24 protein-coding genes are annotated in these 23,118 nt (G+C 65.7%); 8 read left to right on the forward strand and 16 right to left on the reverse strand.

Going from position 1 to position 23,118, the window contains the following annotated elements; translation table 11 throughout:
- Window position 1 precedes the first annotated feature (1 nt).
- The 8 genes from IVB36_RS37235 to IVB36_RS37270 all read right to left on the reverse strand — a co-directional run bounded on the left by IVB36_RS37235 (window position 2) and on the right by IVB36_RS37270 (window position 8,220).
- The gene (locus tag IVB36_RS37235; protein WP_247394817.1) at window positions 2-1,306 is read right to left on the reverse strand and encodes a sorbosone dehydrogenase family protein; all 1,305 of its coding nucleotides are present in this window, start codon (window positions 1,304-1,306) and stop codon (window positions 2-4) included.
- Window positions 1,307-1,697: 391 nt separating this feature from the next.
- Window positions 1,698-2,324: an isoprenylcysteine carboxylmethyltransferase family protein gene (locus tag IVB36_RS37240; RefSeq protein WP_007600907.1), complete on the reverse strand. Its 627-nt coding sequence runs from the start codon at window positions 2,322-2,324 to the stop codon at window positions 1,698-1,700.
- A gap of 30 nt (window positions 2,325-2,354) precedes the next feature.
- Window positions 2,355-3,386, reverse strand: a complete 1,032-nt coding sequence (locus tag IVB36_RS37245) for an NAD-dependent epimerase/dehydratase family protein (protein WP_018454281.1) — start codon at window positions 3,384-3,386, stop codon at window positions 2,355-2,357.
- Between the two features lie 29 nt (window positions 3,387-3,415).
- Window positions 3,416-3,952: an Mpo1-like protein gene (locus IVB36_RS37250; RefSeq protein ID WP_018454282.1), complete on the reverse strand. Its 537-nt coding sequence runs from the start codon at window positions 3,950-3,952 to the stop codon at window positions 3,416-3,418.
- Between the two features lie 154 nt (window positions 3,953-4,106).
- Window positions 4,107-4,778, reverse strand: a complete 672-nt coding sequence (locus tag IVB36_RS37255; protein WP_018454283.1) for an OmpA family protein — start codon at window positions 4,776-4,778, stop codon at window positions 4,107-4,109.
- Window positions 4,778-5,194, reverse strand: coding sequence for a hypothetical protein (locus IVB36_RS37260; RefSeq protein WP_018454284.1), 417 nt, complete (start codon window positions 5,192-5,194; stop codon window positions 4,778-4,780). Before IVB36_RS37260 ends, IVB36_RS37255 begins: the two co-directional genes overlap by 1 nt.
- An 88-nt stretch (window positions 5,195-5,282) precedes the next feature.
- Entirely contained in the window at window positions 5,283-5,573 is a 291-nt protein-coding gene (locus tag IVB36_RS37265; RefSeq protein ID WP_247394820.1) for a type II toxin-antitoxin system HicB family antitoxin, read from the reverse strand.
- A 7-nt stretch (window positions 5,574-5,580) separates the two neighbouring features.
- The gene (locus IVB36_RS37270) at window positions 5,581-8,220 is read right to left on the reverse strand and encodes a UvrD-helicase domain-containing protein (RefSeq protein ID WP_247394823.1); all 2,640 of its coding nucleotides are present in this window, start codon (window positions 8,218-8,220) and stop codon (window positions 5,581-5,583) included.
- A 241-nt stretch (window positions 8,221-8,461) separates the two neighbouring features.
- Here IVB36_RS37270 and IVB36_RS37275 point away from each other — a divergent pair, with 241 nt between their 5' ends.
- On the forward strand, window positions 8,462-8,635 hold the full coding sequence (locus IVB36_RS37275) for a DUF1328 domain-containing protein (protein WP_007600914.1): 174 nt from the start codon (window positions 8,462-8,464) through the stop codon (window positions 8,633-8,635).
- A gap of 5 nt (window positions 8,636-8,640) precedes the next feature.
- Here the strand turns inward: IVB36_RS37275 and IVB36_RS37280 are convergent, their stop codons facing one another.
- Window positions 8,641-9,147: a thioesterase family protein gene (locus IVB36_RS37280; protein WP_085385101.1), complete on the reverse strand. Its 507-nt coding sequence runs from the start codon at window positions 9,145-9,147 to the stop codon at window positions 8,641-8,643.
- Between the two features lie 87 nt (window positions 9,148-9,234).
- Here IVB36_RS37280 and IVB36_RS37285 point away from each other — a divergent pair, with 87 nt between their 5' ends.
- Both IVB36_RS37285 and IVB36_RS37290 read left to right on the forward strand, forming a co-directional pair.
- Window positions 9,235-10,659, forward strand: a complete 1,425-nt coding sequence (locus IVB36_RS37285) for an FAD-linked oxidase C-terminal domain-containing protein (protein WP_085350292.1) — start codon at window positions 9,235-9,237, stop codon at window positions 10,657-10,659.
- Between the two features lie 50 nt (window positions 10,660-10,709).
- Window positions 10,710-11,072 (forward strand): hypothetical protein, encoded by a 363-nt coding sequence (locus IVB36_RS37290; protein WP_026232706.1) that lies wholly within the window; start codon window positions 10,710-10,712, stop codon window positions 11,070-11,072.
- A 6-nt stretch (window positions 11,073-11,078) separates the two neighbouring features.
- Here IVB36_RS37290 and IVB36_RS37295 read toward each other — a convergent pair whose 3' ends face one another.
- The 4 genes from IVB36_RS37295 to IVB36_RS37310 form a co-directional block, all read right to left on the reverse strand.
- The gene (locus IVB36_RS37295; protein WP_018454290.1) at window positions 11,079-12,746 is read right to left on the reverse strand and encodes a SulP family inorganic anion transporter; all 1,668 of its coding nucleotides are present in this window, start codon (window positions 12,744-12,746) and stop codon (window positions 11,079-11,081) included.
- Between the two features lie 162 nt (window positions 12,747-12,908).
- Window positions 12,909-13,175, reverse strand: coding sequence for a hypothetical protein (locus IVB36_RS37300; RefSeq protein ID WP_018454291.1), 267 nt, complete (start codon window positions 13,173-13,175; stop codon window positions 12,909-12,911).
- Entirely contained in the window at window positions 13,169-13,450 is a 282-nt protein-coding gene (locus tag IVB36_RS37305) for a hypothetical protein (protein WP_247394825.1), read from the reverse strand. Before IVB36_RS37305 ends, IVB36_RS37300 begins: the two co-directional genes overlap by 7 nt.
- Window positions 13,451-13,540: 90 nt before the next feature.
- Window positions 13,541-13,870, reverse strand: coding sequence for a hypothetical protein (locus tag IVB36_RS37310; protein ID WP_247394826.1), 330 nt, complete (start codon window positions 13,868-13,870; stop codon window positions 13,541-13,543).
- 171 nt (window positions 13,871-14,041) lie between these two features.
- Here IVB36_RS37310 and IVB36_RS37315 point away from each other — a divergent pair, with 171 nt between their 5' ends.
- Both IVB36_RS37315 and IVB36_RS37320 read left to right on the forward strand, forming a co-directional pair.
- Window positions 14,042-14,752 carry a response regulator gene (locus IVB36_RS37315; protein WP_018454293.1) on the forward strand — a complete coding sequence of 237 codons (711 nt, stop codon included), beginning with the start codon at window positions 14,042-14,044 and terminating at the stop codon, window positions 14,750-14,752.
- Window positions 14,753-14,770: 18 nt separating this feature from the next.
- Window positions 14,771-16,117 (forward strand): ATP-binding protein, encoded by a 1,347-nt coding sequence (locus tag IVB36_RS37320; RefSeq protein WP_018454294.1) that lies wholly within the window; start codon window positions 14,771-14,773, stop codon window positions 16,115-16,117.
- Here IVB36_RS37320 and IVB36_RS37325 read toward each other — a convergent pair.
- Both IVB36_RS37325 and IVB36_RS37330 read right to left on the reverse strand, forming a co-directional pair.
- Window positions 16,111-17,607: a caspase family protein gene (locus tag IVB36_RS37325; protein WP_018454295.1), complete on the reverse strand. Its 1,497-nt coding sequence runs from the start codon at window positions 17,605-17,607 to the stop codon at window positions 16,111-16,113. The two genes, IVB36_RS37320 and IVB36_RS37325, sit on opposite strands and share 7 nt — an antisense overlap.
- A gap of 43 nt (window positions 17,608-17,650) precedes the next feature.
- Entirely contained in the window at window positions 17,651-17,965 is a 315-nt protein-coding gene (locus tag IVB36_RS37330) for a hypothetical protein (RefSeq protein WP_247394828.1), read from the reverse strand.
- A gap of 68 nt (window positions 17,966-18,033) precedes the next feature.
- Here IVB36_RS37330 and IVB36_RS37335 point away from each other — a divergent pair, with 68 nt between their 5' ends.
- Genes IVB36_RS37335 through IVB36_RS37345 form a run of 3 tightly spaced genes read left to right on the forward strand, consistent with a single transcriptional unit; the run spans window position 18,034 to window position 21,940 of the window.
- The gene (locus IVB36_RS37335; protein ID WP_085350285.1) at window positions 18,034-19,065 is read left to right on the forward strand and encodes a TRAP transporter substrate-binding protein; all 1,032 of its coding nucleotides are present in this window, start codon (window positions 18,034-18,036) and stop codon (window positions 19,063-19,065) included.
- Between the two features lie 7 nt (window positions 19,066-19,072).
- Entirely contained in the window at window positions 19,073-20,950 is a 1,878-nt protein-coding gene (locus IVB36_RS37340; protein WP_018454298.1) for a TRAP transporter large permease subunit, read from the forward strand.
- Window positions 20,951-20,962: 12 nt separating this feature from the next.
- Window positions 20,963-21,940, forward strand: a complete 978-nt coding sequence (locus tag IVB36_RS37345) for a hydroxyacid dehydrogenase (protein WP_018454299.1) — start codon at window positions 20,963-20,965, stop codon at window positions 21,938-21,940.
- 6 nt (window positions 21,941-21,946) lie between these two features.
- Here the strand turns inward: IVB36_RS37345 and IVB36_RS37350 are convergent, their stop codons facing one another.
- Window positions 21,947-23,080 (reverse strand): ABC transporter substrate-binding protein, encoded by a 1,134-nt coding sequence (locus IVB36_RS37350; RefSeq protein WP_018454300.1) that lies wholly within the window; start codon window positions 23,078-23,080, stop codon window positions 21,947-21,949.
- Window positions 23,081-23,118 lie beyond the last annotated feature (38 nt).

Consider the following 23,118-nt stretch of genomic DNA (forward strand, 5'->3'; position numbering starts at 1 on the left):
TTCAAGCGCCCGTCACGCGCCAGATCACGTTGCCGACGTCGTCGGCCATCAGCAGCGATTTCTTGTCGGGACCGATCACGACGCCGACCGGACGGCCGTAGGATTCTTTCTCGTCCGGCGCGAGGAAGCCGGACAGGATGTCGCGTGCTGGACCCGAAGGCTTTCCGTTCTCGAACGGGATGAACACCAGCTTGTAGCCGGACAGCGTGCTGCGATTCCACGAGCCGTGCTGGCCGATCGCCATGCCGTCGGGGAAGCCCGGCAGCGTGCCCGCGGGCATCCAGCACAGGCCGAGCGAGGCGGTGTGGCCGCCGAGCGCGTAGTCAGGCGTGAGTGCCTTGGCGACCATCGCCGGATCCTGCGGCACGCGGTCATCCACCGTCTTGCCCCAGTAGCAATAGGGCCAGCCGTAGAAACCGCCGTCGCGCACCGAGGTCAGATAGTCCGGCGGCGTTTCGTCGCCGAGGCCGTCGCGCTCGTTGACGACGGTCCAGAGCACACCGGTCGTCGGCTCCCAGGCGAGACCAACCGGGTTGCGCAGGCCGGCGGCGAAGATGCGGTGCGTACCGGCGACGAGGTCGAGCTCGTAGACCGCGGCGCGGCCTTCCTCGACCTCCATGCCCATCTCGCCGATGTTGCTGAGCGAGCCGACGCCGGCATAGAGTTTCTTGCCGTCGGGGCTTGCGAGCAGGCTGCGGGTCCAGTGGCCGCTCGGCTTGAAAGTGGTGAGGCGCTTGCCCGGCGCGGTGATGCGATCGGCATTCGCCACGTACGGGAAGGCCATCACGCCGTCGGTGTTGCCGACATAGAAGGTGTCGCCGACCAGCGCCATGCCGAACGGCTGGCTGAGGTTTTCCATGAACGCGCCGCGATACTCCGCGACGCCGTCGCCATCCTTGTCGCGCAGCAGCGTGATGCGGTTGGCGCTGACGCCGAGCGCGGCGGCGCGCCGCATCGTCGCTTGCATTGCGTAGTGAAACACGGACCGCGGCGCCCCCGCGATCTGCGTCGCCTCCGCGATCAGCACGTCGCCATTGGGCAGCACCTCGATCCAGCGCGGATGGTCGAGGCCGGTCGCGAACGCATTGACCTTGAGCCCGGGTGCGACCGTCGGCTTCTGTCTTTCGCTCCAGCCCCGCGCCGTCGGCATCTTCAGTGTCGGAATGGCGCCTTGCGGTTTTGCTTCGGGAATCGCGGGCGACTGGCCCCAGGCCGGCGCAGGCACGGTGCCTGACAGCTTCCGCCATTGCAGCGCGATGCCGCCGAGAAGCGCAACGAACTGCGCAAAGATGCTGGAAAACGTCATGAGAAGCCCCTGTTTGCGGGCGCATCCAACGGGCTGGCGGGGCAGACGTCAACCTGTGCGATGGGCCGCGGGGCTCTATTCCCGTGGAATGGCAGCCGTTCGAATTTGCATGGGACGAATGCCGGCAAGCGGGGCCCGGAGATCAGTGGCCGATCTGCCGCTCTGCCCGGCGCGCCGCGCGAAAATCATCCAGATGATGGATGTTCGGCGCGAGCGCGGCCTCCCTGGACAGGAGATGATAGACACGCGCCACGGTGCGCTGCTTCTGCTTCGGCCGCCCCGGCGGCAGCGCCCGCGCCTTGCGGACGGCGGCGATCGCGTGCTCGCGAAAATCTCGCTGTCGTCCGGCGAAGGCCGGGACGACAGCGAATGTGGGGCGCGTCCGCCGCTCTCAGCGCGGCGACAGGAACGGGATGATCATCGGCACGCGGCGGCAATAGGCGCCGTAGGCGTCTTCGCCGAGCTCCTTGGACAGGAACACTTCTTCCATCCGGCCCTTCTGCCACATGCCGAGCGAGATCAGGATCGCGCCGAGCATCGCGGTCACCGTGCCGACCGCGATGCCCGTCACCAGCATGCCGAGGATCAGGCCGGTGTAGATCGGATGGCGTACGATGCCGTACGGGCCGGTGTCGATGACGCGGTGGTCTTGCTTGTGGGTGATGGTGTTGGACCAGAATTGTCCGAGATGCAGCCGTCCCCACCAGGTGAAGGAGATCCCGGCCAGCACGATCAGCGCCACCACGTAGACAGCTGTATTGCTGAACACCCAGAGCGGCTTCTCGCCGAGCACTTCCGCGGTCCATGGCGTGAACAGGATGCCGCCGACCAGGATCGGGATGCGATAGCGGCCGGACTCCAGCGTCATTACCTGCTTCTGGGTGCGGCCCTGCCAGAACGAGGCGCCGACCCAGCTTGCGAGCCAGGCGAGCCAGATCAGGGCGAGCAGTTGCGTCGGCCAAGTCGTGGTCCAACCACCCCAGGCGACAGAGAGAAGCTTGCTGAAATCGAAGGACATGCGGAAAGGTTCTTTGGGTTGGGCGGCAGCTCAGCTGGCGCGCGAGGAGAGCGCGTGATGCTCGATGGCGCCGGAGGCAAGCGCGCCGCCGCGGGCGAGAAGATGGGTGATGGTTTCGCGCAGGACCGGCTCGATCGGGCGCGGCGCGTAGCCGAGTTCGGTGCGCGCCTTGCTGATCGAGAGGTCGCTCGCGGCGAGCGCAATGCGCACGCCCTCGGCGGTGCCGTTGGGCGGCCTGCGCGTGATGCGGTCAGAGAGATATTCAAGCATGATGCCGGACAGCTCGGCCATCTTGCCGGGAACGACGACCGGGAATTGCCGGCGGCCGCTCATCGCGGACATCATCCGCAGAATCTGGCCGAGCCTGACGCAGTCGCCGCCGAGGATGTAGCGCTGGCCGTTACGCCCGCGTTCCATGGTCAGCACGAGGCCCATGGCAACGTCGCGAACGTCGACGAGATTGACCGGGAAGTCGAGATGCGGCTGCACTTTCTTCTGCAGGAAGTACCACAGCATCGCAGTCGGCGGCGTCAGATTGTGGTCGGCAGCACCGATCGGCATGGTCGGGGTGCCGATCACCAGCGGAAAACCTTCAGCTGCGGCCTTCGCGGCGCAATGCTCGGCCAGCGATTTCGACCGCGTGTAGGCGCCCGGCATCGCATCGGCCGGCTGCAGCGCCTCTTCGGCGGGAACACCGTTGAGGTCGGAATAGGGGAATAGGATCGATTCCGTCGAGCAGTGCAGAAAGCGCGAGACCCCGCGCTTCATCGCGGCCGCGAGCACGATCTCGGTGCCGCGGCAATTGACGTCGTGAAAGGCCTGCTTGTCGGCGACCCACATGCCGGGCAGGCCCGCGAGGTGATAGACCTGATCGACCCCAGCAATCGCGGCATCGACCGCGGCACCGTCGAGCACCGAGCCTTGGGCATATTCAACGTCGGCATACGGCGCGGCAGGCGCACGGACGTCGAGAACACGCACCCGCTGCCCACGGGCGCGGAGCGCTTCTACAAGATGATGTCCGATGAAGCCGCTGCCACCGGTAACCAGTACGAGAGCCATGCAGTAGGTTTGCTGTTTCGCGTCTAGAACTATCGGGTTGAAAGGGAATTGGTCGGAGCAGGCGCCAGAATCGCGGCAAGGTCGCGACGGAAGCCCAATGCAATGAATAATTTTGCCATGACAAACATCGGTCCAAGCAGAAAATGCGTGGGGTGGTCGACCATCGACGGCTGCCGCTCCTCGAAAACCTTGTGACCGACGATTTGCGACGCGACGCCGAGCCCGATCAGCACCACAAAAATCGACCACATCATGACGATCGAGACCTGATTGCCAATCGCGGTTGCGACCGAAAGCAGCACGATCATCGAGGCGAGGATGCCGAGCCCGATCCCGGCGTCCAGCATCAGCCAGTAGGCCAGCACCGGCAGGGCAAGAACCATGGCCAGGCTGACCTCGATCCCGAACACCGGGAAATGGACCAGCGTCAGCGGCAGCACGGCGCCGGTGAAGAGCAGGAGGATGCCGACCACGTGCATCGCGCAGTTCCAGGGATCGCGATGATATTCGACGTAGTCGGCCAGCTGACGTTGAAAATAACTGGCCATCTCGGTCTCGTGCAGCATGGGGTCGGGCAGGGCGAAAAAAGCCTATAGCACCTGATAGGGCGGTGCACAAACCGGCGTAATTGTCGCGCGAAACCGCGCTGTTGCGCTGTGAGACAGGTCACAAAAGAAACGTGACTTCAAAGGGTTGCGTCAGACGCCGTGGCGCGTCCGCTCAGCGCTTCTTGGCGGGCTTTTTCGCTGCAGGCGCAGGTGTCGCAGCCGGATGCGCAGGCGCTTCCTCCGGTACCTTGGCGTAGGTCAGGATTTGCAACTGGGCGTTGGCGGCTGAGGTCGGCCTGGCCCGGTCGAGAAACTGCTCCTCGCCGAGGCCGATCGGATGCAGCCGCTTGGTCGAGATCTTGAACGTGTTCACCAGCACGTCGCGTATCGCGTCCGCCCGGCGCTGGCTCAGGATCGCGTTGGCCTCGCGCGTCTTCGCGTTGGATTCGACATGGCCGACGATCAGGAACGTGTAGGGCAGCAGCGAGGCATGGACCAGCGCATCGGCGAGGCGGCCGACGGTCTGGTAGGACGCCGGCTGGATGATCGGCGTGTCGGCGTCGAACTGGATCTGCGCAGTGAAGGTCGGCAGATTGACCAGATCAGGCGCGATCAGCGGCCGGTTCACCGGACCGGGATCGTTCTTGATCCTGGCCTTGGCCCGCTCCATCACCTGCAGCTTCAGCGCGGGGAGATCGATCTCGGCGGCTTGTTCGAAATGGTTGAGCTTGCCGACGATGTCGTCGCGGGTTGGCGGCGCCGTCTGCGCTTCCGCTGTGCCCGCGAGCAAAGCGAGGCCGAGCGCGATGCATATTCCGGCGGTGGAAAGCCTCGTCGCTGGCATCACCGATACCCCGCGTCGTCAACGGCCTTCAGGCAATTGTTGCTGATGCCCTTGGGCGTCGAGACCAGGCAGGGGACCGCCTTGCTGGTCTCCTTGGTCGAGCCGCCGCAGACCTTGACGATCTCGCGCTGGCAGACGTTCGCCACGGTGACACGGGCTGCGACGCGCTTCTGGATGGCGTCGAAGGCACCGAGATAATCGCTCTGGCACTGCTGCGAGAGCACGTCGCGGTTGCGCGAGAGGCACTCCTTCAGGCGGGTCGAATCCGGGTTGACGCCGCGGCAATTGGCGACGATTTCCGCGCCGCAACTTTTCGCCAGCAGCCCGATCGCATCGCCAAAGCTCATGGTCTCCGCCGCCGCAAGCGACGGCATACCCAATGCCAGCAAGATCAGTGTGATGGAGCCCCGGACCATGGCCGCATCTGATACGGGGAAGTTCACGGTGGTCAAGGGCTGTTCGGACCTGAACTGTCGAGAGTCCGACCAGTGCGGCGAACAGTCCTCACTCCGTGGCCTCAGTGAGGGATGGCCATTCGATCAGGGCGACCGTGTGCTTCCCGAGCTCGTCGGCGACATCAGGGTCGGCCTTGAGCTCGTCCAATGTCCGCGGCGGGGGAAGCTGGCGGCCGTCCGCGGTCAGTTCCTGTGCATAGAACGCGAGTGCCTCGGGCGCATTCTCCAGGGCCTCATCGACGTCGTCGCCGCCGGAAATGCAGCCGGGCAGGTCCGGAAACCACACGCCGACGGCTTCGTCCGGGCCGGCGTCCTCGATGATGGCGATGTAGTGCGGCATGCAGGCCTCACGCCCGCTGCACAAAACTGTCCACGACCTTCTTCTCCCCCGCCTTGTCGAAGGCGATGGTGAGCTTGTTGCCGTCGATCTTGGTGACGCGGCCATAGCCGAATTTCTGGTGGAAGACGCGGTCGGAGAGGGAGAATTCCGAGGTCGTGCCGGTGGATTTGGCCACCAGCTCGCCCTCGATCGTCAGCGGCCCGCGGCGGCGCGAGGAGAAGCTGCCGAAATCGGGCGAGGACGACTGGGACGAAAACGACGAGGCCTGTTCCTCGAAACTGCCGCGGCCGCCATTGCCGCCGCCACCGCCGCCGCGATTGCGATTGGCCTGGGCGCGCTGCCAGCCCGGGGTCGAATAGGTGGAGCCGAACGCTTCCATGTCGTCGAAGCGGGAGGCGCCGTAGCCGCCGGTGCCGCCCCAGGCCGAGCCGCCCTTGGATTCCGTGATCTCGACATTGGCCGCGGGCAGTTCGTCGAGAAAGCGCGAGGGGATCGTGGTCGACCAGGTGCCGTGGATCCGGCGGTTGGTGGCAAAATAGATTTTGGCGCGGCGGCGGGCCCGGGTCAGGCCGACATGACCGAGCCGGCGCTCTTCCTCGAGGCCGGCGCGGCCCTGTTCGTCCAACGTGCGCTGGCTCGGAAACAGGCCTTCCTCCCAGCCGGGCAGGAACACGTTGTCGAATTCCAGCCCCTTGGCCGAATGCAGCGTCATCAGCGACACCGCGTCCTCGTCGGCGCCGCTGTCGCGGTCCATCACCAGTGAGATGTGCTCCAAAAACCCTTGCAGGTTCTCGAACTCCTCCATCGAGCGCACCAGCTCCTTGAGGTTTTCGAGCCGACCCGCGGCGTCCGCCGAACGGTCCTTCTGCCACATCTCGGTGTAGCCGCTCTCGTCGAGCACGATCTCGGCGAGCTCGGTGTGCGAGGTGACCTCGCGCTGGGCGCGCCAGCGGTCGAACTGGGCGACGACGTCGCGCAAGGAGCCGCGCGCCTTCGGCTTCAGCTCATCGGTCTCGACCACCGCGCGCGCCGCCTCGAACAGCGGGATGCGGCGCTTGCGGGCGTGATCGTGCAGCATCTGCACGGTGGCATCGCCCAGGCCGCGCTTGGGCGTGTTGACGATGCGCTCGAAGGCGAGATCGTCGGCCGGTGAATTGATGACGCGGAGATAAGCCAGCGCATCGCGGATCTCGGCGCGCTCGTAGAAGCGCGGGCCGCCGATGACGCGATAGGGCAGGCCGAGCGTGACGAAGCGGTCCTCGAACTCGCGCATCTGGTAGGAGGCGCGCACCAGAATCGCGATCTCGTTGAGCTTGTCGCCCTGGCGCTGGATCTGCTCGATCTCCTCGCCGATGCCGCGGGCTTCCTCTTCCGAATCCCAAGAGCCTGTTACCGTGACCTTCTCGCCGTCCTGGTCCTCGGTGCGCAGCGTCTTGCCGAGCCGGCCCTCGTTGTGGGCGATCAGGTGCGAGGCGGCGGCGAGGATGTGGCCCGTCGAGCGGTAGTTGCGCTCGAGGCGGATGACCTTGGCGCCGGGGAAATCATGGTCGAAGCGCAGGATGTTGTCGACCTCCGCGCCGCGCCAGCCATAGATCGACTGGTCGTCGTCGCCGACGCAGCAGATGTTTTTGACGTGGCGCGTCTGCTCCTTCTCCCCGCTTGCGGGGTCGCGACGAGCTTCGCTCACGCTGAGAAGGTTAGGATGAGGGGCTGCCTCCACGAGCTCAGCTTGCTGAGAGTCCCCCTCACCCGGATCGCTCGGGCGCGCAATTGCGCTGCCGGGCGATCCGACCTCTCCCCGCACGCGGGGAGAGGCAAAAGAAGTCGGCGCTTGGGACAGCAGCCGCAGCCACAGATATTGAGCGACGTTGGTGTCTTGATACTCATCGACCAGGATGAATTTGAAGCGCTGCTGGTACTGCCGCAGGATATCCGGGTGCTCGCGGAAGATGCGGATGTCCTCGAGCAGCAGATCGCCGAAATCGGCGGCGTTCAGGATCTTCAGCCGCTCCTGGTAGCTCGCATAGAGCTTGCCGCCCTTGCCGTTGGCGAACACGGCGGCTTCGCCCGACGGCACCTGCGACGGCGTCAGGCCGCGGTTCTTCCAGCCGTCGATCAGCCCGGCCAGCATGCGCGCCGGCCAGCGCTTGTCGTCGATATTGTCGGCTTGCAGAAGCTGCTTGAGCAGTCGGACCTGATCGTCGACGTCGAGCACGGTGAAGTTCGACTTGAGCTGCGCCAGCTCGGCGTGGGTGCGCAGGATGCGCCCGCCGATGGAGTGGAAGGTGCCGAGCCACGGCATGCCTTCGACGGCATGGCCGAGCATCTGACCGAGCCGATGTTTCATTTCGCGCGCGGCCTTGTTGGTGAAGGTCACCGACAGGATTTCGGATGGGCGGGCGCGGCCCTGGCTCAGGATGTGGGCGATGCGCGTGGTCAGCACGCGGGTCTTGCCGGTGCCGGCGCCGGCCAGCACCAGAACCGGCCCGTCCAGCGTCTCCACAGCCTCGCGCTGCTCCGGATTGAGCCCGGACAGGTATTGCGGGCCTACCGAGGCGCGCGCACGCGCGGCGATGCCGCCGGCTGCGGGCTGGTGGTCGGGGACGCTCTGGGACGTGATCTTGCTCGGCTCGGTCATGCGAATCATTTGCCCCACGTTGGCACCGCGGGGTGGTGAAAGGGGAGCCTTCTTAACAGGGATTGGTCCCTATATGGGGCCGCGGACAGGGGTTTTCCACGTGCGCCGAAAGCCAATTTGTTCCTGTCGGTCAGGCGAATTTCCGGCTTCAGCGGCCCGGAACCATTGTTCCGAGTTGGCGATTGGTTCTGCAAGTGAGGCGCGTCAGCCGCGCCGATCGCAGACAGACATCGAAACAGAGGTTCGGATCATGCTTAGCTGGGTAGTTACGTTTCTGGTTATCGCCCTGATCGCCGGTATCCTGGGCTTTGGCGGCCTCGCCGGCGCGTCGATCGAAATCGCCAAGATCATCTTCTTCATCGCAGTCGTGTTGTTCCTGGTCTCGGCCGTTGTCGGACTGGCACGGGGTCGTAACAGGGTTTAGCGCGCTTACCGCTTCGAGGGCATCGCCACGTTCCGGCCGATGCCCTCGGGCCGCGGGACGGCGCTGTGGGCCTTGACCACCGCTGCGATGCGCTCACGGATGTCTGGGGGAAAAGCCGCCACCTTTCGTGAGCCCATGTCGATGTGAAGCGACATGTTTTCCGATGTGGCGGACAGCCATCCTTCGGTCGCGTGCCGCAGCTCCTGGAAGGTGTGCAGCCGCTTGTCGTCGGCTTCCAGCAGCCAGACCGAGACCTGCACGAGATCGTCGAGGTGGATTTCGCGCAAATACCGCACGTGGCATTCGGCGGTGAAGGTCGAGCCGCCGCGCTCCTTCATGTAGCCCGGTCCGATCCCGAGCGTCAGCCACATCTGGTCGATCGCGCGGTCGAACATCACGTTGTAATAGGCCATGTTGAGGTGGCCGTTGTAGTCGATCCATTGCGGCTCGATCTGCATGATTGACGAGCGGAACGGCACGCCCTCGATCGTTGTGGCAGCAGTCTCCGGCATGTGTCCTTCCCCAGCTATGCGTCCGGTCGCTTGACTTGACCGGTGAGATGTCCTTTGCCACGGTTCGTCTCGTCGGGAGGAACGTCCGTGGGTACGACCATCACCAATAATCCGCCGCGGCCGGCGCCGAAAGCCCTCGCGAGCGCGCTGGAGCAACTTGCCGCGCGGTTCGGCAACCGCCTCATCACCTCGCAAGCCGTCCGCGAGCAGCACGGCCATACCACCACATGGATCGTGAACCAGCCGCCGGACGGCGTGGTGATGGCGCAGGAGACTGCCGACATCCAGGACGTGGTGCGGATCTGCGCGAAAAACGGCGTGCCTGTCATCGCCTTCGGCACCGGCACCTCGCTCGAGGGCCAGGTCAACGCACCCGCCGGCGGAATTTGCATCGACCTGCGCGACATGAACAAGGTGCTCGCGGTGCATGCCGAGGACCTCGACTGCGTGATCCAGCCCGGGGTGACCCGCAAGGCGCTCAACGAGCATCTGCGCGACCAGGGCCTGTTCTTCCCGATCGACCCCGGCGCGGACGCTTCCCTCGGTGGCATGGCCTCGACCCGCGCTTCCGGCACCAATGCGGTGCGCTACGGCACCATGCGCGACAGTGTGCTGGCGCTGAAAGTGGTCCGCGGCGACGGCGAGATCATCACGACCGGCACGCGTGCGAAGAAATCATCCGCCGGCTACGACCTGACGCATCTGTTCGTCGGCGCCGAGGGCACGCTCGGCATCATCTCGGAGCTGACCATCCGCCTGCGCGGCATCCCCGATACGATCGCGGCCGGAGCGGTGTCGTTCGAGACCGTGCACGGGGCGTGTCAGGCCGTGATCCTGGCGATCCAGACCGGCATTCCCGTGGCGCGCATCGAGCTGCTCAACGCCGCGCAGGTGCGGGCCTGCAACGCCTATTCGAAGTTGACCCTGCCCGAAACGCCGCTGCTGCTGATGGAATTCCACGGCAGCGAGATCGAGGTCGCCGAACAGTCCAAGGCCTTCGGCGAGATCGCCAGGGATTGCGGCGGCGGCGACTTCTCCTGGACCACCAAGCCGGAGGATCGCACAAAGCTGTGGCAGGCGCGGCACGACGCCTATTGGTCGGTGAAAGCGCTGCGGCCCGGCGACAGCATCGGGGTGGTCGCGACCGACGTCTGCGTGCCGATCTCGCGGCTTGCCGAATGCGTCGGCGAGACCGAGGAAGATCTCAAGCGCCTCAACCTGTTGTCGCCGATCGTCGGCCATGTCGGCGACGGCAATTTCCACTGCTCGCTGGTCTGCGACACCAACGATGCCGACGAGATGGCGCGCGGCGAGGAGTTCATGCATCGGCTGGTCGAGCGCGCGCAGGCGATGGACGGCACCTGCACCGGCGAGCACGGCATCGGTCAGGGCAAGCAGAAATACCTCAAGGCGGAGCTCGGCCCCGAGGCGATCGACGCGATGCGGGCGCTGAAAAAGGCGCTCGATCCGCAGAACATCTTCAATCCCGGGAAGATCGTACCGGAGGCGTAGCGCGCGGCGTGGCCGCCGTTTATGCTCGCTCCCTCACCACGGAGCAGGCAATGCAGTGGTTCGCGCGCAAGACGCGTCAGGACGTCTGGGACGAAGCGATCGAACGGCCGCTCGGCGACATCGAGGCCGCCGAGCGCATCCGTGCGATCTGTGACGCCGCTGCGGCGAGCGCGGCAGGTAGCGCGCGCAGCGACAAGCGCGACAGCGAGCGCTACGAGCGCGCGGCGAAAGTCGCGATGGAAATCGCGATGAAGATCTCGGATGGACTGATGCGCGACGACGCAGTCCGTCGCATCGTCGATCTCTGCATGAAGGCGAACGACCTCAAGACGGCGCAAATCCTGTTTCGCGCGATCCATGCCAGCTGGATCCGCGAAACGATCCAGCGCGATCACCCGCCATTGGCGCAGTGAGCCCAGTTATCGCGCCAACTTCCGCACGGCCTCGTCGACGCTGTGGAAGACACGCTCTCTCGGCAGGGCGTCGAACAATCTAAACCGCTCGAACGCGTCCTGCGCGCGCACTGATTCCAGCCGGGCCAGCGCGACGGTGACGCCCTGTTCGCTGCACGCCCTGAACACGTCCAGCAGGATCTGCGCGGCGGTGAAGTCGATCTCGACCATGCCGCTCGCCTCCAGCACCAGCAGCTGTGGCGGCATCGTGCCGAGCACCTTGATCACGTCGCTGCGAAAGCCGGGCGCGTTGAGGAAGGACAGCGGCGCCTGCAGCCCGAGCACGGCGACGCCGGCGATGCGCTCGCCGGCGATGTGCGGATGTGCCGGCCACCAGATCGTGGTGCCCGGCACGCGCTCGAACTCGACCAGCCGCGCGCGCGTCGTGCTCCAGATGCCGTGCAGCAGCGACAGCACGATGCCGAGGAACGCGCCTTGCTGGATCGGCAGCACGATGATCAGCGCGGCGGTGGCGGCGATCAGCAGGAATTCGCTGGGGGATTGGCGATAGATCGTGACGATCTGCTTCACGCGGATGATGCGCAGCGCGACGAACAGCAGGATGCCGCCGAGGGCTGCGTCTGGAACGTGCTGCAGCAATCCCGTTCCAAACGCGAGCAGCGCCAGCACGATCGCAGCGGCGGCGAGACCCGCGAGCTGCGATTGTCCGCCGGTCTCGGCGACAATGCCCGTCCGCGGCGGGCTGGCGTTGACCGGAAACGCGCCGAACAGGCCCGACAGTACGCAGCCTACGCCCGCGCCGAGAAAATCGCGATCGACATCGGCCGGCTTGTCGGGATCGGACGGGAATGAGCGCGTCGTCGCCGCGGTCTGCACCATCACCACGACCGTGATGACAAAGGCGAGCGGCACGAGGCGGACCCATTGCTCCGGTGCAAGCTCGGGGAAGGTCGGCCGCGGCAGCGTCCCCGGCACGAGGCCTACGACATTGACGCCCTTGCTCTCGAGGCCGAGCGCGATCGTGGCCAGGGTCGCGGCGACGAGCCCGATCAGCGCGCCCGGAATTTTTGCGCTGATCTTCTCGGCGACGAAGACCACGGCCAGCACACCGAAGCCGATGCATAGCGTGAAGGGATTGGTGCGGCCGAGCTCGCTTGCGAGCACACCGATGCGATCGAGCGTCGGCCCGTTCGGCGAGTCCAGGCCCAGCACGCCCGGTAATTGCGACACGATGATGTGGACGGAGATGCCGGCGAGGAAACCGACCATGACGGGCACGGACAAGAGATTGGCGATGCCGCCGAGGCGGAAGGCGCCGCCGGCCAGCATCATTGCGCCGACCATCAGTGCCAGCGCGATCGCGAGGCCCTGATACTCAGGCGAGCCGGCGGCGGCCAGCGCCGCCAGCCCGCCGGCGAAGATCGGCGTGATCGTGGAATCGGCGCCGCAGGACAGGAAGCGGTTTCCGCCGAGCATCGCAAAGCCGAGCGATCCCGCCATGAAGGCGAAGAAGCCGATCTGCGGCGCGAAGCCGCCGAGCCGCGCCGTGGCCATCTGCTCTGGGATCGCGATTGCCGCGAGCGTCAGGCCGGCCATCAAATCGCCCGGCAGCGAATAGGACGCGAGTGAGCGAAACAGCGGCCATGATGTTGCGGTGTGAGCGTCCTGCGCCATCAGCAGCGAATCCCCGAAGTGTTCCGTTGGTCGACCAGACCACAGCTGCCGGTCGTCGGCAAACATGGGGTTGCCGGCCTCGCCTGTATATCGTGCGATACCGCAGGGCTCGCGGCACTTATCGCGTCTGCGAGCCCCACGCGCACTCCCGCGAGGCACGCCCTATGGCTTCGACGCCTGCGCCTGCTTCAGCGCGCTCTTGCAGCCATCCGACAGCTGGTTGAAATGCTCGATCATGCACTGCTTGACGCGGCCGCCTCCCGGCATGATGCCGGAGCACAGCGCGCGCATGTCCGCGGTGCACGCTTGGCGTATCTCCTGTCGCGGTTGCTGGGCGGACGCGGCGCCCGCGGACGATATCGCGACCAACGCGGCGATGATGGCCGCGATCGCGCGTCGCAGCTCCCGTAGCTGTACAGGTCTCACCATGCGCAGACCCTCCGCACGCCGAATGGCGTGCTGGTCCACCAACAGGCCCCAGGATAGGGAGGCGCCGCATAGGCATAGGGTGGATGGGCGTAGGGCACGATGGTCCGCCGGCACAGGCGGTTCGCCGTCAGGTGCCAGCCGGGTCCGCAGCCGCCGCTGACTTCGGTGAGGCCGTCGGACATGCCGGGGTGAGGGCTGGGGGTGAAGGCTAGCGCGGTCGAACCTGCGGCCAGTGCGGCTGCCGCGGCCGACGCCAAGATCGTCAATCGTCGCATTCGAGATATCCATGCTTGCAAGTTGGAGGAAGGCAGTCCGCGGCCAGTGTTCTGACCCCGGCCGGAATTCACGGTCGTGCGGCGCGAGGGTCAGTACCGGTATCCGTAATAGGGATGAGTCCCGACCGTGCCGCTGCGCGTCACGCTGTTGCCGTTCGGACCCGTCGTGGTGCGCGTGTAGTCGAATGCATGCGGAGCGACGCGCGTGATGCTGCCGCTGCGTGCGATCGTGCCGTCATAAGGTCCCGTCACCGAAGCCGAACGCGAGCAGGTTCCGCCGGCGCATCCGCCGCTGGCGCTGCCGTAGTAGGTACCTCGCCAAGTCGTGACGCCGCCGCTGCGAACCCAGGCGTTTGCACCGGAGGCTCCCGTGAGGGCCAGCACCGTTGCGAGTGATAGCGAAGCCAGAATGGGTTTCATCGGATACTCCTGTTTGTGAGGACGCGCCGGAACGAGACCGGTCGCCGCATGGGGCCAATCTCGCCTCGATCTTTTGCCGTGATATTGCCGGCGAGGCCGGAAGTGTAACGTTTTGTAACGAGTGACGGGGTCGCCACATTCCTGCCAGCGGGCTGCTCGATAGAGGCCGCGATGGACACTCGGACGATCATGATCGTGGAGGACGACCGCGAGATCCGCGCGCTCTTGGCGGACCTGCTGACGCGGGAGGGCTATGCGCCGGTTTGCGTCGAGAACGGCGCGGCGATGGACCGGGCGCTGATGCAGGCATGCCCGGATCTCATCGTGCTTGACATCATGCTGCCGGGCGAGGACGGACTGTCGATCTGCCAGCGCCTGCGCAGCAAGAGCCGCACGCCGATCCTGATGCTGACGGCCAAGGCCGACGATGTCGACCGCATCATCGGCCTGGAGCTCGGCGCCGACGATTATCTGCCGAAGCCTTTCAATCCTCGGGAATTGCTGGCGCGCATCAAGGCCGTCTTGCGGCGTGTGGACGGCCCGCTGCAGATGCCGCCGCCGCGGCGAATTGCTTTCGGCAGGCTGGTGGCCGATCTCGACGGGCGCAGCCTGACCAACGACCAGAACCGTGTCGTCGAGTTGACGGCAGCGGAGTTTGATCTGCTGGCATGTTTCCTCGAACGGCCCAAGCGGGTGCTGTCCCGCGACCAGTTGCTCGACTGGACACGCGGCCGGACCGCGGATCCGTTCGACCGCGTCATTGACGTGTCGGTTAGCCGGCTGCGCCGCAAGCTCGTCGCCGCGGATCCCAAGGCTGCGTTCTCGATCAGGACCGTGCGCAATGGCGGCTATCTCTTCAGTGCTGACGTTCGCCCGCTCTGAGCACGGAGCCTGTGCGGAATGAGCAGGCTTCACATCGCCGCCCGCCTCGGCCTTATCGTCGTCGGCGCCATCATTCTCGTGCAGTTGCTGTCGGTCGCCATCTATTTGGTGGAGCAGCGCGGCCGCGGCGAGCCGTCCGGATTTGCCGCTTTGCTCGCGCAGGTCGCCGCCTTGGCGGAGGCGATCGACAGGGTCCCGCGCGACGATCGCGACCTGGTGCTGCGCGCGGCCACGACGGCGCGATTTAAGCCGGTCGTGCGTCAGGACGTGCCGCCCAACCCGTTGCATGGCCGTTTCCTGGGCAGCGCGGAGCAACGGTTGCGCGCGCTGAGCGGTGTGCCAGCGGAGCGGCTGGTCGCACTGTCCTTCGTCAACGTCAGGGACGGCCAACAGGTGGCCCGCTTGCGTGATCTCGTCACCTCGCGCCTGCAAGCTGTCATTGAACTTGCTGGCGGCGGCTATCTGGTGATCGAGACCGCAGGTGAGCTCAGCCTTCGCCTGCTCGGCATTCCTGTCGGCCTGCTGGCCGGAATTCTCGGCTTCGTCGTCGCTTTGGCGGCCTTGCTCGCGGTCCGCCACGAGACCAGGCCGCTGTCCGAGTTGACCGTCGCCATCGAGCGCTTCGGCGCTGCCATGGAGACCATGCCGGTCAGCGAGCGGGGTGCTCCCGACGTCCGGGCGCTGATCCGCGCCGTCAACGCCATGCAGGCGAACATCGCCGAACTGCTGCGCAGCCGCACCCTCGTGCTCGGCGCGATCAGCCATGATCTGCGCACTTATGTCACGCGGCTGCGGCTACGTCTCGAGCTGCTGCCCGAAAGCGTGCAGCGGGACAAGGCAACCGTCGATCTCGACGACATGCAATCGCTGATGGATGATGCGCTCGCCTTTGTCCGCGCCTCGTTCGCAGGCCCGTCGGCGGAAACCGTCGATCTTGCCCGCGTCGCGCGGACCGAGTACGAAGCGCGCAAGGGCGCCTGCGCAGCGCTGACGCTCACCTGCGAAGATCCGGCTCTCCTCATCCGCGGCTCGGCTGCGGGCATGGCTCGGGTCGTTGCCAATCTCGTCAACAACGCGATCCTCTATGGTGGCGCCGCGGACATCTCGTTGTACGCCGAGACCGATGTGATCGAACTCCTGGTCGAGGACCGCGGGCCGGGAATCCCGGTTGACGAACGCACCCGCGTATTCGATCCATTCTACCGGCTGGAGACCTCGCGCAGCCGCGAGAGCGGCGGCGCAGGATTGGGACTCACAATCGTGAGGCAAGTTGTCGAAAGCAACGGCGGCACGGTCGCCATTGAGGATCGTCCCGGTGGCGGCACCCGTGTCCGCGTCCGGCTGCCGCGCGAGCGGTCTCAGTAACGGCTGCGGTAGCCATCGCCGTGTCCCGGGCCGCCGTAGTTGCCGCCTCGACCGCCCATGCCCATGCCAATTCCGATGCCTATTCCGACACCTAAGGCTTCTGGCGGCGGGCCGCGATCCGGTGGCGGCGCGCGCTCGTAGATCACCTCATCAGGCGGCGGCCGGCGCGGCCTGGGCGGCGTGTCGACCACCTTGCGCTTCGGCGGTGTGTCGTCGACGCGCTTCTTGATCACAGGCGCGATCGTCGGGTTGATCGGCGAAGCCGGTGGTGTGGGCGTCGAGCACGGGCAGGTCGGGGCCATCGCGACGGCGACCGGGGCAGGAGCGGCCGCGACCGCGGCAGGCAAGACGTAGTTGCGGTTCTGCACGCGGAGCAGCAGCCGGCGTGCGGTCGCGGCCAGATCGCTGTTGTCCCAGTTCGCCAGATACGCCTCGAACGAGGCGCGGGTGTTGATCGCGGTGGCGCGCTCCCACGCCAGCATCTGGCGCCGGCGCTCCACAATCGTGCGCAGCCGCGGCGTACGGGTATCCTGAGCGTACAACTCGATATAGGCCTGATACGCCGGCACGGTGTCGTCGGTGATCACTATCTCATAGGCGACCATGGCCGGCTTGCCCTGCAAATCCTTGCGCCAGTCCTCGAGGCTGCGCGTGCCGCTCGCAAGTGCCATGGAGGATGCGCCAGGAAGCGCAGTCTGACTGCCGCTGCTGTCGCCGCCGAAGAACTTGAAGTCAGTCGTCAGCGACGAGCTTTCCCAGGGGATCTGGCGTCCGTCGGTCGATTGCGCCACGGCGACGCGAATGCGCTTGAACACTTCCTCGATCGGCAGATTGGGCTGCTTGGCGACGGTCAGCGCCGCGGTGGTATAGGGGCTGTCGATGCCGGAGCCATCCTCGGCTTCGGAGCCCGGCGAGGTCGAATAGGAAATGAAGGAGCCCGGCGCGCCGGCCTTGGTGTCGACGATCGCAAGCCCGTGTCCGGCGCCGCTGAGCGCAGGGAAGGGATTGTTGCGGCAGGCATCGAGCATGAAGATGCGCGCCCGCGTCGGCAGTGCGCCGAGCGTGTTGAGCAAATCGTTCAGTCGCACACCCTGCAGCGGAATGTCGGCTTCGCGCTTGGGGTCGAGATCGACGGGAACGAGATAGTTCTCGCCGTCGATCTGGAGGCCGTGGCCGGCATAGAACACCAGCGCGACGGTGTCGGCGCCGCTGGCGCTGACCTTGCCGGCGAAATCCGAGATCGCCTGACGCATATCGTTTTGCGCCAGATTGGATGCCGTGGTGACGGTGAAGCCGGCATTGCCGAGCAGCTCCGTCATGCCCTTGGCGTCGTTGGCTGCGTTGGGGAGTTCCGGCACGGTGCGATAGGCCGATTGGCCGATCACCAGTGCGAGCCGCGCTTCGGCCGCGGCCCCCGTCGGCATCGTCAATTGCGTGAGCGCGAGAAGAGCGGATGCAAGAAACAAATTGCGAAAGACTGGACGGCGCATGGTGTCACCTCCATCGGCAATGCGCGCGATGATGTCACCTTTTCTAGGTGGCCGCCATGCGTCTGTCTGTGCACTGGATCACGTTGAGCTGCGGCAAAATGGGGCAGAAGGTCTGCCAGAGCTGGTGCGGCATCGTTCTGGCGCCATCCATGTGAATTGCGCATTGATCCATGCGCCAATTGGATCGATGCCCAACGCTGCGCGAAAGCATCTTCTCGCGCATCGGCCCCCTGCCGATCTGATCGAGAATCCCGCAAAAACATGGCTGTTTTGCCGCGCGCTGATGCCGTTGATCCTCGCGACACGCCGCTTTGCAACGGCCGGCCGCAAGCCTTGCCTGCGCCGTCGCTTTGGCCATACAGTCCGCGCAACGGGCTGCGGCAACGACCGTTGCTCGAAAAACAATAATTGGGGAGAAACCGCATTATGTCCATCGTGCCCGTGAACCGTCGCGCGTTCATCAAGTCGTCGACGGGACTTGCTGCCGGCCTCGTGCTTTCCCCCGCACTCATCGGCCGCGCCGAAGCCGCGACGCTGAAGCTGAAATGCTCCTCGTCGCTGCCGAACGATCCCAAATTCGCCAACGGCCGGGTCTACTACGACAATCTGGTGAAGAACCTGAAGGCGAACGGCCTCGGTGAGCAGGTCGAGGTCGCGTTCTTTCCCGACAACCAATTGGGTCAGGAAATCGACGTCATCAACTCAGTGAAGCTCGGCGTCATCGACCTCATGGTGTCGGGCTCCTCGATCTCGGCGAATCTGGTGCCGCTGGTCGGCACCTACGACCTCGGCTTTCTGTTCTCGAGCTTTCCGCAGCAGACCAAGGCGTTCGACGCTGGCGCGGCCAAGCCGATCGAGGACGCGCTGCTCAAGGGCAGCAACATCCGCATCATCGCCTGGGCCTATAATTTCGGTTCACGCAGCGTACTTGCGAGGAAGCCGGTGAAGACGCCGGAAGATCTCGCCGGTCTCAAGATCCGCACGCTGCCAAATCCCGTCATCACGGAATGCCTGCGCCTGATGGGAGCCGCCGCGACGCCGCTGGCGTTCGGCGAAATCTACACGGCATTGCAGGCCGGCGTGCTGGACGGGCTAGAGCACGACCCGCCGACCATCCTGGCCAGCAAGTTCTTCGAAACGGCGAAATTCTATGCATTGACGCAGCACAATTTCTCGCCGCTCGCGATCTATTTCAGCGACACGACCTACAATCGCATGGATCCGAAGCTGCGCGAGGGATTTCTCGATGCCGCGAAGAAGGCTGCGGCCGACACGCGGACCCACGGGCTCGCCGTCGAGAAGGAAGCGCTGTCGGCCTTGACCGAAAAGGGCGTGACGGTGGCCGAATGCGACCGCGAGGCGTTCAAAAAGCGCGTCGCGCCGCAGATCGAGAACTTCATGAAGGCGCGGCCGGAATCCAAGGCCGTGATCGACATCATCCGCGCCACGCAGGCCTGACGTGGCAATGACAGCTGCCGTACCTCTCTCGGGCGGCCGCCACGGGAGCATCGCCCTGCTGCTTCGCTTCAGCGACGCGATCGCGGCCATCCTGCTGGCCACGGATCTCGTCGTCGTCTGCGGTTCCGTGCTGCTGCGCTTCTGCTTCAACGCGCCGGTGGAGTGGTCCGACGACGTCGCGCGCGGACTGATGGTCGGATCGGCCTTCTTCGGCGCGGCGAGCGCGCTCGCGCGCGGCGAGAATGTCGGCGTCTCTTTCTTCCGCGATCTGGCTCCGGTACGGCTGCGCGCGCTGGTCGACGCCGCGAGCGCGCTGCTGGTGGTGCTGATTTCGGGCTACGTCGCCTACAACGCCATCAAGCTCGGCTCGCTGACGGCGGGCCAGACCACCGGATCCGGCCTGCCGCTGGAGCTGACCTTCTACCCGATGGGCGCCGGCGCGCTGTTCATGACGGTGTTTGCGATCGACCAGCTCTGCGCCAGGCCGCTCCCTGACATCGTCAGAGGCCTCGTCGCGATTGCCGTCGTGACCGGCCTTTATCTCGCCTGGGATTATCTGTCGCCCGCCACGGTGCCGTCGGCGGGCACGCTGATGCTGATCGGTTTCTTTGCGACGTTGGTCGGTGGCTTGCCGATCGGCTTTGCACTGGCGCTGGCCGCGCTGATCTTCATCTGGGTCGAGGGCGCGCTGCCCGGCGTGATCTTCGCCCAGCAGATGGCGCGCGGCATCGACAATTTCGTGCTGCTCGCGATTCCGTTCTTCATTCTCGTCGGCTACCTCATGGAAGCCAACGGCATGTCGGTGCGGCTGATCGAGCTGTTGCAGCGCGGGGTCGGCCGCATGCGCGGCGGTTTGAACGTCGTGATGGTGGCCTCGATGGTGCTGTTCTCCGGCATTTCCGGCTCGAAGATGGCCGACGTCGCCGCGGTCGGCTCCGTGCTGATTCCGGCCGCGCGCCGCTCCAAGCAGAATCCGGGCGGCGCCGTGGCGCTGCTCGCAGCCTCCGCGGTGATGGCGGAGACTATTCCGCCCTGCATCAACCTGATCATCCTGGGCTTCGTCGCGAACCTGTCGATCGGTGGTCTGTTCGTCGCAGGGCTGTTGCCCGCGGCGCTGATGGCGCTGGCCTTGATCGCCGTCTCCATCATCTTCGGCAAGACTCCAATTGAGACTCCAACTGAGTCTCCAGCTGATGCCGAGGTCATCGCGCCGCAGATGCCGGTGTCGGGCCTGTGGAGCGGCGCGATCGCCTCGTTCGGCCTGATCTTCATGATCTTCTTCGGCTTCAAGAGCGGCTTTGCCACCGCCACGGAAATCTCGGCCTTCGCCGTGGCTTATGCACTCGTCGTCGGCAGCGTGGTGTTCCGCGAACTCAGCTTCACATCGGCTGCGCACAGCTTCGTCCAGGGAGCGACGCGCGCGGGGCTCGTGCTGTTCATCGTTGCCGCAGCGCAATCGCTGGCGTTCACGCTGACCCTGCAGCAGGTGCCGCATGCGGTCGGCGATTTCATGCTGGGATTGTCCAAGACCAGCGGCACCTGGCTGTTCATCCTGCTCGCGATCGGCGTGCTGATCGTGATGGGCTCGGTGCTGGAGGGGGCGGCCGCGCTGATCATCTTCGGGCCGCTGCTGCTGCCGGTGGCCGTGCAGCTCGGCATCGATCCCCTGCATTTCGGGGTGGTGCTTGTGATCGCGATGGGCATCGGCCTGTTCGCGCCGCCGCTCGGGCTCGGGCTTTACGGCGCCTGCCTGATCGGCAATGTGCCGATCGAGCAGACGGTGAAGCCGATCATGGGCTATCTCGGCCTGTTGTTCCTTTGCCTGCTCGTGATCGCGTTCGTGCCATGGCTCAGCACGGCATTGCCGCGCGCGTTCGGCTATTGAGGGAGTATCGCCGTGAAAGTCCTGCTGGCCCACACGCCGGAGATGCGCCGCAATTACTACGGCGATCGCAGCCTGAACGGCTTGCGCGCGACCGCCGAGGTGATCCTGCACGAGAGCGATGAGACGCTGGTCTCAGCCAGCCTCGTGCGCGCTGCGCAAGATGTCGACATCATCGTGGCCGATCGCATGACCGAGGGACGCGGCGAGATCTTTGCGCAACTGCCGCGCCTGCGCGCCTTCGTCCGCTGCGCCGTCGACATCCGCAACGTCGATGTCGAGGCGGCCTCGAACGCCGGCGTGCTCGTGACCCGCGCCGGGCCTGGCTTCGTGCAAGCCGTTGCCGAGCTCGCGGTTGGCTTCATGGTCGATCTCTCCCGCGGCGTATCGCGAGCGACGGCCGATTATCACGCCGGCCGCAAGCCGGAAGCGCGGATGGGCCGTCAACTCGCCGGCAGCAAGATCGGCATCATTGGCTATGGCAGCATCGGGCGCTATCTCGGGGAAATCGCCAAGGTGATGCGCATGGAAGTGCTGGTCGCAGATCCCTTTGCGACCGTGACCGACGGTGCCATCCGGCAGGTCAGCCTCGACGAGCTCCTCGCCGCGTCCGACTATGTCGTCTGCCTTGCCATCGCCAACGAGCAGACCGAAAATCTGATCGGCGAGGCGGCGCTGGCGCGGATGCAGAAGCATGCGGTCTTCATCAATCTCTCCCGCGGCAACCTGGTCGACGAAGCGGCGCTGGCGAAGGCGTTGCTTGAAAATCGAATCGCGGGTGCCGCGATGGATGTGGGCCGCGCGCCCGACCAGATGCCAAGCCCGGAGCTTGCGAAGCTTCCCAACGTCATCGCCACGCCCCATGTCGGCGGCCTGACGCCGCAGGCGATCGAATATCAGTCGCTGGAAACCGTGCGGCAGGTCGAAGCGATCGTCAAAGGCGAGATCCCGCAAGGCGCCGTCAACGCCGACCGCTGGACGCGGCGGCCGTGATCTGCTCTATAGCCGGTCCACAGCTTTGAACGTCCCGTCCTTCTGGATCACCGTCAAAAACACCTTCGGCGGCGCGTCGAGCATGCGCATGCCGACGGTGATGGTGCTGCCGCTGATGTCGAAGCGGCCGACATCGTTGATGGTGCGCAGCAGGCTCGCGCGCGTCGGTTGCGGTCCGGCTTGTTCCAGCGCCGCGGCCGCGAGACGGCCGGCGATATAGCCTTCGAGCGCCACGAAATTCGGTGTCAGCGCCGGGTCGAACGCCGTCTGCGCCGCCTGGTAGTCGGCGACCAGCTTAAGCGAGCGGTCCCAGGGAAACGGCACGACCTGCGTGACGACGACGCCTTCGCCCTCGGGGCCGAGCTCCTTGGCGAGCGCAACGGCGCCGACAAAGGAGATGTTGACGAAGGTCGGATTGGCGCCGCTGCGGTGCGCGAGCTTGATGAACTCGGCGCAGGGACCGTAGGTCCCGACCATGACGATCGCCTCGGGTTCGACGCGCTTGATCGTGCGCCAGGCCGACGCGACGGCGCGGGTGTTGCGCTCGAAGGTGCCTTCGGCGGCGAGCTCGAGGCCGCGCCTGGCAAGCGCGCGCTTCACGCCGGAAAGACCGTCGCGCCCGAACGAGTCGTCCTGGTAGAAAATGGCGATGCGGGTGAAATGGCGATCCTCGGTGAGATGCTTGACCCACGCCTCGGCCTCGGCGCCATAGCTTGCACGGATGTTGACCACGTTCGCAAGCTCGAAGTCGCGCAAGAATTCAGCGCCGCTGAAGGGACCGATGAAGGGCACGTTCCTGGCGCTGGTGATCGGTATCGTCGCCACCGCGGTCGGCGTGCCCACCGCGCCGATCAGCGCGAACACCTTCTCGTCCTCGATCAGCCGCAGCGTCTGCGCCAGCGAGCGGTCGGGGTCGTAGCCGTCGTCACGGCTGATGAGCTGGAGCTTGCGGCCGTGGACGCCGCCTTTGGCGTTGATCTCGGTGAAGGCTGCGACAATGCCCTGCCGCATGCGCTGTCCGAGTGTGGAGGAGGGACCCTCGAGCGCTGCGGCTTGGCCGAACAGGATCGCATCCTCGCTGACGCCGATCTCGTCGGCTTTCGCCGGCAGCATGATTGCTGCCAGGACGGCGACGGTCATGACGATGCATGTCGCAGATCGAGATCGATACATCAGAA

It is taken from the genome of Bradyrhizobium sp. 35 (assembly GCF_023073215.1).
Taxonomy (GTDB): Bacteria; Pseudomonadota; Alphaproteobacteria; order Rhizobiales; family Xanthobacteraceae; genus Bradyrhizobium; species Bradyrhizobium canariense_D.